The sequence below is a fragment of the Campylobacter sp. 2457A genome (assembly GCF_020135895.1).
GTDB lineage: Bacteria > Campylobacterota > Campylobacteria > Campylobacterales > Campylobacteraceae > Campylobacter_D > Campylobacter_D taeniopygiae.
The window spans coordinates 1-12,435 of the sequence record NZ_JACHTO010000014.1 but is presented as its reverse complement, the minus strand read 5'-3'; the positions used below and the strand labels follow the sequence as shown (position 1 = coordinate 12,435).

Sequence of the window (12,435 nt, the reverse complement as noted above, 5' to 3'; positions counted from 1 at the left end):
GAGCTATGTTTAGTAAAAAAACTAATTATGAGAGTTTTCAAAAATTAGAAGAAGAAAATAAAAATCTTTCAAATCAAATTCAAAAAATTAAAGCCGAAAATTTAGAGTTAAAAAATAAAATTTCAGACTTAGAGCAAGAAGCTTTAGAATCTAAATTAAAAACCGATCTTTTAAACGTATTATTAAATGGTATTTTAAAAAATATCACTATAGTTCAAAATGATATGCTTGAAAATGTTGATAAAGCCGAAGTTATATCTAATTACTCCAAAACTTCACTTATAGAAATGGATGAATTGAGTCATATTGCAGATTCTATTAATGCTTCTTTAAGTAATATCACAGAATCCGCCAATAAAACACGCGATACAGCTGGAACTTTACATCGTAGCGTTGATGAAATTACTAATGTTATTAATCTAATCAAAGATGTATCAGATCAAACCAATCTTTTAGCGCTTAATGCTGCTATAGAAGCTGCACGTGCAGGAGAACATGGGCGAGGATTTGCTGTCGTGGCCGATGAAGTTAGAAAACTAGCAGAAAAAACACAAAAAGCAACTACAGAAGTAGAAATGAATATCAATCTTTTAAAACAAAATACTAATGAAATGTATAGTCAAAGCGAACAAGTTGAAAAAATTTCTCTTGATTCTAGTGCTCATATTGTCAATTTTTCAGAGAAATTCTCCCACCTTGTATCTGAAGCACATTCTACAAATTCAAACGCAGTTAATATTGCCTCTGAAGCGTTTATATCTCTTGCTAAATTAGACCATATTGCTTTTAAACTGAATGGATATAGAGAAATCTTTACAAAAACTGGAAAAAGATTAGCAGATCACACAAGCTGTCGTCTTGGAAAATGGTTAGCTGGTACTGGAAAAGAAAGATTTGGAACTAGTAAAAGCTTCTTGAAAATTGCAGAACCTCATGAAAAAGTACATGAAAATATGAATAGTGCTATTGATATAGCTGCTGCAGAAGACGTAAGTTCAAATTTAACTCAACATAAAATCATAGAAAGATGTCAGACAGCTGAAAATGCTTCCTTAAATTTATTCGACGTCTTTAAAGAAATGCTTCACGAAAGCACAAAAAAATAATCTTTTTACCTTTTTTAAAGGTAAAAATCTTTTTTTTCTTTTAAAAACCACAAATAAGAAAAATCTAACAAAGGGTTGCAAATAATATTTTGTGAAAATTTTTCATATTCTTCAATTTTTACAAAAATAACTTCAATTTGCTCTCCATCTATTCCTCCGCCATCAGAAATTTTATCATTTTCATTTATAGTTGCAAAATAAAGACTTTGCTTACTTACCCCCGAACCAAAACCGGTATAAAAATCTTTAATTTTTTCAAGTTTTTTAGGACAATATCCAACCTCTTCCACACATTCTTCTTTGGCTATTTGCTCTAAAGATAAATTCTTATCTACTAAACCAGAACAAAGTTCTACTGTATATCCTATTTCTTTACCTTGATAATTTTCATGATGGATCTGATGATACCAAAGAGGTATTCTAAATTGACGAACAAAAACAAAGCTTTTAAATTCTTCATGATATAAAAGTATAGAAACACTATCTTTTGCTTCTATAAAATCCCAAGTGCAATATCTATCATTACTTTCATAAGAAAAACGTTTAGGCTTAATATATTCGGAATGATCAAATAATATTTCTTTTAAATTTTTAAATGCCATTAAAAAACCTTTGATATAAGAAAATAATTTTTTATTAATGATATCGCGGGTATTTTAAATTAAGATAAAATAATAAATTAAACTTCTAAAAAAGCTCCGAGTTTAAGTATTTTTTGCATACGATTAGCCACAAGCTCATTTGGATTTATTGTATTTAATTCATCTAATGCTTTTTTTACATAATTAGCAATAGCAATAGCAGCTCCTTCTTTATCTCTATGTGCGCCATTAATGGGTTCTTCTATAACATCGTCAATCAAACCCTGCTCTTTTAGATCATCTGCGGTTACCTTCATTGCTTTAGTTGCTACTTCGATTTTACTAGGATCATTCCAAAGAATTGCCGCACAACCTTCAGGGGAAATAACAGAGAAAACAGAATTTTTCATCATAGCAAGTTTATCAGCAACTCCTATAGCTAAAGCTCCACCGCTACCACCTTCTCCAATCACTACGGCTATAGTAGGAGTTTTTAAATCGCTAAATTCATAAAGATTTTTAGCAATAGCTTCACTTTGACCACGCTCTTCAGCACCAATACCAGGATAAGCACCTGGAGTATCAATTAAAAACAAAATTGGAATTTGAAATTTTTCTGCAAGCTTCGCAACTCTTAAAGCTTTTCGGTAACCCTCAGGATGTGGCATTCCAAAATTTCTTGCTATTTTATCTTTAGTTCCTCTACCCTTTTGCTCACCGATAACAATAAGTTTTTTATCACCCAAATATCCCATAAAACAAACAATAGCAGGATCATCTCTAAAAGCACGATCTCCATGTATTTCATGTGCATTTTGCAATATAAGATCTATATAATCAAGAGCATAAGGACGATCAGGATGACGAGCAAGCTGCAAACGACCATAATCGTTTAAATTTTTATAAGTTTTTATAATTTCTTTTTCAAGATTTTTTTTTAAAATAACAATGGCATCAACATCTCCCTTGATTTGTGCATTAGCAATATCTTCATCAAGTTGTTGAATATTTTTTTCAAATTCTAAATATGAAGCCATCTTAATCTACTTTTTTAAAAACGACACAACCATTAGTGCCACCAAAGCCAAAAGAATTACTCATTACTACTTTTAGATCCATTTTTTTGGCAGAATTTGGAACATAATCTAAATCGCATTCTTCATCTTTTACAAGCTGATTTATAGTTGGTGGAACAATACCATCTCTTAAAGCCATGATGCTTATAACCGCTTCAATTGCTCCAGCAGCTCCTAAACAATGTCCTGTTTGTCCTTTTGTAGAACTAACCAATGGAACATTAGCACCAAAAAGCTCTTTAATGGCAGCAGTTTCATTTTTATCATTAACCGGAGTTGAAGTTCCATGTGCATTAATATAATCAACTTTAGGATTTCCAGCCATATTTAAAGCTTTTTTCATAGCTCTTAAAGGACCATCTAAAGTTGGAGAAGTGATATGATGGGCATCGGCACTTTCGCCAAAACCTACCAATTCTGCATAAATAGTAGCCCCTCGTTTTTTAGCTTCTTCATAATCTTCAAAAACCAAAGCACCTGCACCCTCTCCCATAACAAAACCATCTCTTTCTTTATCGAAAGGTCTTGAGGCACGTTCTGGATCATCATTTCTAGTTGATAGAGCTTTCATAGAAGCAAAACCACCTATTCCTACTGGACATATAGCAGCTTCAGCACCTATAACAAGCATTTTACTTGCAGTACCTAAAGCAATGCTTTTATAGGCTTCAGCGATAGCATGAGTTCCAGCGGCACAAGCAGTCACACAAGAAATATTTGGTCCTTTAAGTCCATGTTCGATCGAAATCAAACCACCGAGCATATTAACCAAAGCCGAAGGAATAAAAAATGGAGAAATTTTTCGCGGTCCTCGTTCAGAACAGATGATCGAATTTTTTTCTATATTAGGCAAACCTCCTATACCAGCAGCAGATACTACGCCAAATTCTTCTTGATTAAAATTATCTTTTAAATTAGCATCTTGCATTGCTTCTCTAGCAGCTTTTATACCTAACTGAATAAAACGATCTACTTTTTTTACCTCTTTAGGATCTATAACATCCAAAGGATTAAAGTCAGTGATTTCTGCCGCTATTTGAACTGGAAAATCTGTTGTATCAAAAAGGGTAATTTTTTTTACCCCACTTTTACCTTCGCAAATAGCTTTAAAAGAACTCTCTTTATCTAAACCAAGGGCATTGATCATCCCAATGCCTGTAACCACGACTCTTTTCAAGAATAAACTCCTTGTAAAGTTAATAAAAATTACTTTTTAAGATTGTCAATATAATTTACAACATCTTCAATTTTAATAAGTTTTTCAGCATCGCTATCTGGAATTTCAACTTCAAATTTTTCTTCCAAAGCCATAATCAATTCTACAACATCTAAAGAGTCTGCACCCAAATCTTCAATAATTTTAGATTCCATTTTAACTGTATCTGCATCAATACTTAATTGTTCTACTACTACTGCTTTTACATCATCAAATGTTGCCATTTATATCTCCTTAAAAATAAAAAATTAAAAAATAAAGCGTATTTTACTATAAAAAACTTAAAATATTTATAGTTTTTGATTATACTTTAAAAAAATTAAATCAACCAAGGGGATAAAAAATGCTCTTTCAAAAACTTATCAAAGAAAATTTAAAAATTTGGAATGAGTATATACATCATAATTTTGTAAAACAGCTTGAAGATGAAACTTTAAGCAAAGAACAATTTCTTTTCTATTTAAAGCAAGATTATATGTATCTTATTAATTACTCAAAATGTTATGCAAGACTTGCTTTAAATGCTAATACAGTAGAGGAGTTACGTTTTGCTATTAAATTTCAAAATTACACCCTAGAAGGAGAATTGGAACTTCATAAAAGTATCTTGGAATTAGGTATTGATACAAGTCATTTTAATGAAAAAGATGAAAGTCTTATTAATATTGCTTATTCGCGTTATATATTAAGCGTGGGTGAAAATGGAGATTTTTTAGACATGCTAATTGCTCTTAGTGCTTGTGCAATAGGCTATGGATACATAGGGAATGAAATTTGTAAAAATATCTCAAAAGAAAAGTTGCAAAACCATCTTTATAAAGAATGGATTTTAACTTATTCAAGTCAAGAATTTCAGGCAACAGTAAAAGAATTTGAAGATTTTGTTAATTCTTATAGTGATCAAATTTCTGAAGAAAAATTTAAAAAACTTAATTCAATTTTTCATAATGTCGTGCGTTTGGAAATTGCTTTTTGGGAGCATTCTTTAAAAATGCAAACAAATATTTAAACCTAAAGTAAGATTTTCTTACTTTAAGGTTTTAAATTCTCCATTGCTAAATTGCATTCTAGCACTTAAATTATCGAGATAAAAAACTTCAAATCTTAAATCTTCTGGAGTATTGTATAAATTTTTTAAATAAGGATATTTTTCAAACATCATTTTTTTAACTTCCAAATTAGATTCAAAAATCGCATTAGCTCTAAGCCTTAAAAAAGTTCCCTCTTTAGAGCAAGAACAAAACTCAATTCCATTATAATTTTTGATATGTTTATAAAGTCCTTTAGTATTTGAAGTGCAAAAATAAATTCTATCCTTAAATAAAAGCGGACTCTGTATAGGCCGAACTCTAGGATTTCCACAAGTACCTAGAGTTGCTAAAAAAGCAGGTGGATTATTATCTAAAAATTGCATGATTTCTTCTAAATTCATCACAACTCCTTACATATACAAACCGCCATTAACCTTAAGCACATCTCCTGTAATATAAGAAGAATAATCACTTAATAAAAATGCGACGCAATAAGCCACCTCTTCAGGTTCAGCAAAACGTTTAAATGGAATGCCATCTTGGTACATTTTTTTAATTTCTTCGCTTAAAACTTCAGTCATATCGCTTTTTATAAAACCTGGAGTTACGCAATTAAAACGTAAATTTCTACTTGCTCCCTCTTTAGCAAAAGATTTTGTCATGGCTATCATTCCGCCTTTACTTGCTGAGTAATTTACTTGTCCTGCATTTCCCATTTCCCCAACAATAGAAGCGATATTAACCACAGCACCAAAACGCTTTTTACTCATTGTTTTTAAAGCTTCTCTACATCCTAAAAATGCTGAATTTAAATTCACATCCACAACAGAACTAAATTCATCTAACTTCATTCTTAAAGCCAATTTATCATTGGTAACACCCGCGTTATTTACAAGATAACTAAGCTCTCCATCGCTTTCAACGATAGTTTTCACACCATTTTCAAATTCATCTTCTTTGCTTGCATCAAATTTAATCACCGCTGCATTGCCACCTTTTGCAATGATTTCATCCTTTAAAGCATCCGCTAATTCTGGTTTTGAACGATAATTAATCCAAACTTTAAGTCCAAAATCAGCTAAAGTTTTTGCAATAGAAGCACCTATACCTTTACTTGCACCTGTTATTAAAACGTTTTTTCCGCTAAATTTCATCATTTTATCCTTATTAAAAATTAATCTTTTAAATTTGTCAGAATTTTAACAAATTTAAAAAGAAAAAAGCAAATCAATTAAAACAAAGCTTCATTCATTTCTTTTGGAATTTCTAAATCTAAAATTTTTAAAACACTTGCAGCTATATTGCTAAGCCCCATATTGTTTTTAATTTTTTGCACTCCATTTGCCTCTATAAATACAAAAACATCAAAGGTTGTATGGTTGGTGAGTAAATTACCTTTTTCATCCTGCATAGCTTCGCAATTTCCATGATCGCTTGTAATAATAAAAGCATAATTATTTTTTCTAGCACATTCAATCACTTCACCCAAGCAAGTATCCACCGTCTCTACAGCTTTAATAGCCGCATCAAAATTTCCAGTATGTCCTACCATATCACCGTTTGCAAAATTAACAACGATGAAATCTTCGCCCTTATTGATCCCCTTTTTTACGATATCACATACTTCAAAAGCACTCATTTGAGGTTTTTCATCATAAGTTTTAACCTTAGGACTTGGAATTAAAATTCTTGTTTCATTTTCTAATAACTCTTCTTTGCCTCCATTAAAGAAAAAGGTCACATGGGCGTATTTTTCAGTTTCAGCCGTATGAAGTTGAGTTAATCCTGCTTTAGAAATTATTTCTGGCAAAGTATTTTGAATTTTTTCTTTTTGAAATATTACAGGGATATCAAAACGATCATCATAAACACTCATGGTTAATAAATTTTGAAAAATTTTATCTCGTTTAAATTCTTTAAAATCTTGAAAATTTAATGCCTCAACAAGTTGTTTCATTCTATCGTTTCTAAAATTAATGAAAATTAACCCATCATTCTCATCCATCCCTTTATAGTCCTTATGTTTGACCGCTTTTATGAATTCATCTGTGATTTGATCTTGATAAGATTGTTGTATATATTTTATAAAATCATCACTACTCTGACTTTCACCCATTAAACATTGATAATATTCTTGAATTCTATCCCAACGCTTATCTCTATCCATCGCATAAAAACGCCCGCATAAAGTTGCAAAACAAATTCCTAATTGATCGCAATGTTCTTGCAAATTTTTAATAAAATTTAAAGCACTTTTTGGATCTACATCTCGTCCATCAGTGATAGCATGCGCAAAAACTTCATTGCCATTTTTAGCACAAATTTCAAGTAAAGTCTTAAAATGCGTATCCATAGAATGCACCCCACCATCACTATAAAGCCCTATAATGTGAATTTTTTTGCATTTTGCCAATAAACTTTTTAAATTAGAATTGTTTTTAAGCTGATCATTTTGAATAGCTTGATTGATCCGCACCAAATTCTGATAAATAATCCGTCCGCTGCCTATACACATATGACCTACTTCGCTATTGCCCATTTGACCTTCAGGCAAACCCACTGCCAAACCACTGGTTTTTAATAAAGAATAAGGTACTTCTTTAAAAAGCTTTTCATAGGTAGGTTTTTTTGCTGCTTCAAAAGCATTGAATTTTTTATCCTGATTAAAACCTATTCCATCTGTAATCACTAAAATACATTTTTGTTTCATTATTCTAAACTTTATAAGAATTTTTTTGGTTACATTTTAATAAAATTAAGCTTTTAAAAACCAAAAAGAAGGTTCAATTTGTATTATCTTTCTGATTTAAGCAATTATGCTTTTTTTACTTATATTAGTGTGCGTGCTGGTTTTGCGTTTTTTATCGCTTTATGTTTATCTTTGTTTTTAATGCCTAAATTTATAGCTTGGGCAAAAACTAAAAATGCTAATCAACCTATTTATGAATATGCTCCTGAAAACCACAAGGTAAAATCACATACTCCAACTATGGGTGGTCTTGTATTTATATTTTGCGCTCTTTTGGCAAGTTTATTGTGCATAAGATATGAAAATGTTTTTGCTATAAGCTCTTTACTTTGTCTTACTCTTTTTTGCCTTATTGGCCTTGTTGATGATCTTGGCAAAGTTTTAAAAAAAGATAATCACTCAGGACTCAGTCCAAAAATGAAACTTTTAGCCCAAATTGGTGCGGGTTTAATTTGCGTCCTACCTTTATATTTTAGTTCTCAATTTAACACTGAATTTTATATTCCATTTTACAAATACCCTCTTTTTAACATGGAAATTTTTGCACTTTTCTTTTGGGTTTTAGTTCTAATTTCAAGTTCAAATGCTGTAAATTTAACCGATGGACTTGATGGATTAGCAACCGTACCTAGTATTTTTTCCTTATCAACTTTAGGCATTCTTTTATATTTGAGTGGAAATTTTAACTATAGCGAATACTTACTTTTACCAAAAATTCAAGGTTTAGGCGAAGTTAGCATTATCTGTGCTGCGCTGATTGGTGCTTTAATGGGATTTTTATGGTATAACTGCTATCCAGCTCAAGTTTTTATGGGAGATAGTGGAAGTTTGGCTATCGGAGGATTTATAGGCTTTTTAGCTATCATCAGCAAAAATGAAGTTTTACTCTTGCTTATAGGTTTTGTTTTTGTTCTTGAAACCATTTCAGTTATTTTACAAGTGGGAAGCTTTAAAATTTTTAACAAAAGAGTTTTTAAAATGGCACCTATTCATCATCATTTTGAAAAAGTAGGATGGGTAGAAAATAAAATCATAGTGCGCTTTTGGATGATCGCTTTTCTTACAAATTTACTCGCACTTGCATCCATAAAGTTACGCTGATGAAAATTTCTCTTTTTGGATATGGAAAAACAACACAGGCTATAGCAAAAAATCTTGCTGATAAATTTGGCGTTTTTAATATTTATGATGATAATTTTAAAAATACAACTCAAGATGAATTAGGTAATTATCTTTTAAATCCTAAAGAATTTGATGAAAATTTAAGCGATCTTGAAATTCCAAGCCCAGGTTTTCCACCAAACCATGCATTAATAAAAAAAGCAAAAAATCTACAAAGCGAATATGACTTTTTTTATGATGCTATGCCAAGATCTGTTTGGATTAGTGGCACAAATGGAAAAACGACAACCACGCAAATGACAACGCATTTATTATCACACGTAGGCGCAATAATGGGAGGAAATATTGGAACTCCTTTAGCCAAACTTGATACTCATGCTAAACTTTGGGTGCTTGAAACCTCGTCTTTTACTCTTCACTATACCCATATTGCCAAACCTGAAATTTACGCTCTTTTACCTATAAGCGCAGATCATCTTTCGTGGCATGGAAATTTTGAAAACTATGTCAAAGATAAACTCAGCGTTTTAGAGAGAATGAATGAATGCGATATAGCAATTTTGCCAAAAATTTATGAGAACACCCCTACTAAAGCCTATATTGTTTCTTATGAAGATGAAAAAGATTTAGCAAGTAAATTTGCTATTGATATAGATAAAATTTCTTTTAAAAGTCCTTTTTTGCTTGATGCTGTTATGTCTTTAGCTATAGAAAAAATTTTACTAGATACCTTAAGTTATGATCTTTTAAATCAATTTATCCTTGAAGAAAATAAACTTGAAGAATTATTTGATACCCAAGGAAGACTTTGGGTAAATGATACAAAAGCGACCAATGAAAGTGCTGTTATGGCGGCGCTAAATCGGTACAAGGATAAAAAAATCCATTTAATCATCGGCGGAGATGATAAGGGTGTGGATTTAAGCACTTTATTTGAATTTATAAAAAAATTTGACATTACGCTTTATGCCATAGGTATAAGCACAAAAAAAATGCTTGATTATGCTAAAAATGCTAATATAAAAATAATCAAATGCGAAATATTAAGCAAAGCCGTAGAAGAAATTTCAAAAGTTCTTCAAAAAAATGAAGTCGCTCTTTTAAGCCCAGCTTGTGCTAGTTTAGATCAATTTAGTTCTTATATAGAACGCGGAAAAACCTTTAAAGAATGTATCAATAAAATTTAATTTTTATATTTTATTGATATTAATAAAAATTTGTATTTTGTCGATATTAAATACTAAATAATAATTATGACAATCAAGAAAATGGCAAATAAATATAAAAGCACTCTTGGCGGTTGGTATCCTAGGAGGTAAAATATGAATACCATTAATTCAAGTTTGGGTATTTTTGGAATAAGTATAACGAATGACTGGAGTCTGAGCGATAAAAATACCGCTCAAACTCCAAATGATAAAAAAAGTCAAATGTTGCAAATTTAGATGAACTTCTAAAATCTTACAAAGATTATTATGATGAACTTACAAAAGAAATTCCTATCGCTAAAGGCTCTATACAAGATCAGATTTTAAAGGGTGAATTAAGCCAAGAAGATTTTAAAGAAATTGAAGATTTTAAAGCAAAAAATAAAGCTTCGGTGCATTGGATGGATGAAGACTTACAAAAAGAATATGTAAAAATTTATCACACAAGTATGAGTGTAGAAGAATTTAAACAAAAATGGTTAGATCTTCAAGCCAAACACGAAGCTAGATTTGGTGAAATTGCCGAGCAAAGCAGAAAAGATATTCAGCAAGAAATGCAAACTGCACAAGAACAAGAAATAAAAACTTTTAAACCCATCCAAGCAGAAAGTAAAAACAAAGAAACTTATAAAGATGAAATAAAAAATAGTTTTTGGGAACAATTTTTAAAAGTTCAAAAAGAAAATGGAGTAGATATTTTAGAACTTATGGAAAAACTTAATGAAAAAGGTATAGATAAAAGAATTTAAAAAATAATTTTAAAATTTAAAATTATTAAAAAAAACAAATTTATAAAAATACATCATTATTTCTATAACATAAACTTCTCATCATTTCTAACCGATATAGAAATGATATAGAAATGATATAGAAATGATAAAAATATTATCTACCACTACAACCAAAAGGCAGTAAAATGATAAACAGTATAAATTCTTATTCAAATTATAATCACTATACAAATACTTTAAATTCTAAAAAGAATTCTAAAACAAATGATTCAGTAGATAATAATAAAGAAATAAACAACAATACAAATTTAAATAACAATATTTCAAACAATACCTCATTAAAACAAACCCAAGAAACAAATTCAAATTTAGTAAGTGATAAATCTAAGGCTATTAATAAAATACTAGGTTATGGTGTAGATGAAGATGGTTTTTTTACCAGTGATTTCAATGAAGCTGCAGGAATACCTAAAGATTATAAGATCTATGCTAAGGGTATGGAGAATTTTGCAAATGAATATTATAAAAGAATAAATAATACTTTTGTTAATGTAGATTTTGCTAAAACCATAGGAAATGCTTATAAGCTTTTTTCACAAATTGCACCAGATACAAAATCAAACTCTTTTACACTTGAACAATTGCAAAGTATGCCTGTAGCTTTTGTTTATGACGTCGATACATTTGAAATTACAAAAACATTCAATCAAGATGAAGCTAAAGATTATTATAAAGTTGTACCTCCATACGTTAATGAAAGTCATAACGCTACTCAAACTTATCCTAATAAAAATTTTATTGATCCTAAAATCGATAATATTTTTTATACCGCAAAAACTGATATAGGACAAAATGTTTATACAAATAATGATGGAAGTATAACTAAAGGTGGTGCATTAATGGCTTTTTTAAATGCTAGAATTTCAGAAGCTAATTATTCAATTTTAGTTGGTGATGTAACCATACAAGGTAAAATTTTAGGACTTGATAAAACTATGAATGCAAATGAAATACAAAGTTTAAGAGATTTCATTCAGCAAAATCCTATTACTTATAGTATAACTGGAGATATAGGAGTTGATTTTGTAAATACAATAAAGCTTTTAAGTGGAAATACAGATATAGAAGAATTTAAAAAACAATGGCTAGAAATGAAAGCTAAAAGTGACGCTATGGGAGAAAAATATAAGGCGCAAATAGCACAACAAAATAATTCTAACTTAACACAACAAACCAATGAAACTAATCAAACAAAAGATAAACCCTTCAAACCCATCCAAGCAGAAAGTAAAAACAAAGAAACTTATAAAGATGATAATATAAGAAATGAACTCATAAAAAAACTTCTTGAAAATAAATTTGATTTAGCAAAAGAATTAGAAATTCTTTTTAATGTAAAAATAGATAATGACAATACAAATAACAATTCTAATAGCAATGATAATTCTAATGATAACAATTCCAACTCTAATACTAATCATCTTAGTAAATTAAGTTCTAGAACTAAAACTAAACATAGAAGTGTGAATATTAAGGTGTGATAACATAACCCTAAAACCTTCTAAAAAACCATTTCAAACCCTACTCAAACAAAAAAATCTATAAATTCAAACTT

At 30.0% G+C, this 12,435-nt stretch carries 14 protein-coding genes; 7 read left to right on the top strand and 7 right to left on the bottom strand.

Translation table 11 applies throughout. The annotated features are described in order from the left end of the window. The first annotated feature begins 5 nt into the window (after positions 1–5). Complete coding sequence (locus tag H2280_RS05435) at positions 6–1,106, top strand: methyl-accepting chemotaxis protein (protein ID WP_337215914.1); 1,101 nt, start codon at positions 6–8, stop codon at positions 1,104–1,106. Positions 1,107–1,120: 14 nt separating this feature from the next. Here the strand turns inward: H2280_RS05435 and H2280_RS05430 are convergent, their stop codons facing one another. The 4 genes from H2280_RS05430 to acpP all read right to left on the bottom strand — a co-directional run bounded on the left by H2280_RS05430 (position 1,121) and on the right by acpP (position 4,203). Further along, positions 1,121–1,708: an NUDIX hydrolase gene (locus H2280_RS05430; protein ID WP_337195834.1), complete on the bottom strand. Its 588-nt coding sequence runs from the start codon at positions 1,706–1,708 to the stop codon at positions 1,121–1,123. A gap of 77 nt (positions 1,709–1,785) precedes the next feature. Next, positions 1,786–2,724, bottom strand: a complete 939-nt coding sequence (gene accA / locus H2280_RS05425) for an acetyl-CoA carboxylase carboxyl transferase subunit alpha (RefSeq protein ID WP_337215913.1) — start codon at positions 2,722–2,724, stop codon at positions 1,786–1,788. 1 nt (position 2,725) lies between these two features. Further along, positions 2,726–3,940 (bottom strand): beta-ketoacyl-ACP synthase II, encoded by a 1,215-nt coding sequence (locus H2280_RS05420; RefSeq protein ID WP_137624290.1) that lies wholly within the window; start codon positions 3,938–3,940, stop codon positions 2,726–2,728. A 29-nt stretch (positions 3,941–3,969) separates the two neighbouring features. Beyond that, positions 3,970–4,203: an acyl carrier protein gene (acpP, locus tag H2280_RS05415; RefSeq protein ID WP_137620899.1), complete on the bottom strand. Its 234-nt coding sequence runs from the start codon at positions 4,201–4,203 to the stop codon at positions 3,970–3,972. Between the two features lie 119 nt (positions 4,204–4,322). Between acpP and H2280_RS05410 the strand changes: the two genes are divergently transcribed. Continuing rightward, the gene (locus H2280_RS05410) at positions 4,323–4,988 is read left to right on the top strand and encodes a TenA family protein (protein ID WP_337215912.1); all 666 of its coding nucleotides are present in this window, start codon (positions 4,323–4,325) and stop codon (positions 4,986–4,988) included. A gap of 18 nt (positions 4,989–5,006) precedes the next feature. Here the strand turns inward: H2280_RS05410 and H2280_RS05405 are convergent, their stop codons facing one another. From H2280_RS05405 to gpmI, 3 genes are all read right to left on the bottom strand, one after another. Next, entirely contained in the window at positions 5,007–5,414 is a 408-nt protein-coding gene (locus tag H2280_RS05405; protein ID WP_337195837.1) for a pyridoxamine 5'-phosphate oxidase family protein, read from the bottom strand. 6 nt (positions 5,415–5,420) lie between these two features. Continuing rightward, positions 5,421–6,164 (bottom strand): 3-oxoacyl-ACP reductase FabG, encoded by a 744-nt coding sequence (gene fabG, locus H2280_RS05400; protein WP_137624287.1) that lies wholly within the window; start codon positions 6,162–6,164, stop codon positions 5,421–5,423. Between the two features lie 77 nt (positions 6,165–6,241). Continuing rightward, positions 6,242–7,720, bottom strand: a complete 1,479-nt coding sequence (gene gpmI, locus H2280_RS05395) for a 2,3-bisphosphoglycerate-independent phosphoglycerate mutase (RefSeq protein ID WP_337215911.1) — start codon at positions 7,718–7,720, stop codon at positions 6,242–6,244. A 78-nt stretch (positions 7,721–7,798) separates the two neighbouring features. Between gpmI and mraY the strand changes: the two genes are divergently transcribed. From mraY to H2280_RS05370, 5 genes are all read left to right on the top strand, one after another. After that, positions 7,799–8,860, top strand: a complete 1,062-nt coding sequence (gene mraY, locus H2280_RS05390) for a phospho-N-acetylmuramoyl-pentapeptide-transferase (RefSeq protein WP_137624285.1) — start codon at positions 7,799–7,801, stop codon at positions 8,858–8,860. Beyond that, the gene (gene murD, locus H2280_RS05385) at positions 8,860–10,068 is read left to right on the top strand and encodes a UDP-N-acetylmuramoyl-L-alanine--D-glutamate ligase (RefSeq protein WP_337215910.1); all 1,209 of its coding nucleotides are present in this window, start codon (positions 8,860–8,862) and stop codon (positions 10,066–10,068) included. Before mraY ends, murD begins: the two co-directional genes overlap by 1 nt. A gap of 135 nt (positions 10,069–10,203) precedes the next feature. Beyond that, positions 10,204–10,326, top strand: a complete 123-nt coding sequence (locus H2280_RS05380) for a hypothetical protein (protein WP_337200491.1) — start codon at positions 10,204–10,206, stop codon at positions 10,324–10,326. 164 nt (positions 10,327–10,490) lie between these two features. Continuing rightward, the gene (locus H2280_RS05375) at positions 10,491–10,838 is read left to right on the top strand and encodes a hypothetical protein (RefSeq protein WP_337215909.1); all 348 of its coding nucleotides are present in this window, start codon (positions 10,491–10,493) and stop codon (positions 10,836–10,838) included. A 167-nt stretch (positions 10,839–11,005) separates the two neighbouring features. Then, a complete protein-coding gene (locus tag H2280_RS05370) occupies positions 11,006–12,361 on the top strand; it encodes a Cj0814 family flagellar-dependent secreted protein (protein ID WP_337215908.1) in 1,356 nt (451 codons plus the stop codon). The last annotated feature ends 74 nt before the right edge of the window (positions 12,362–12,435 follow it).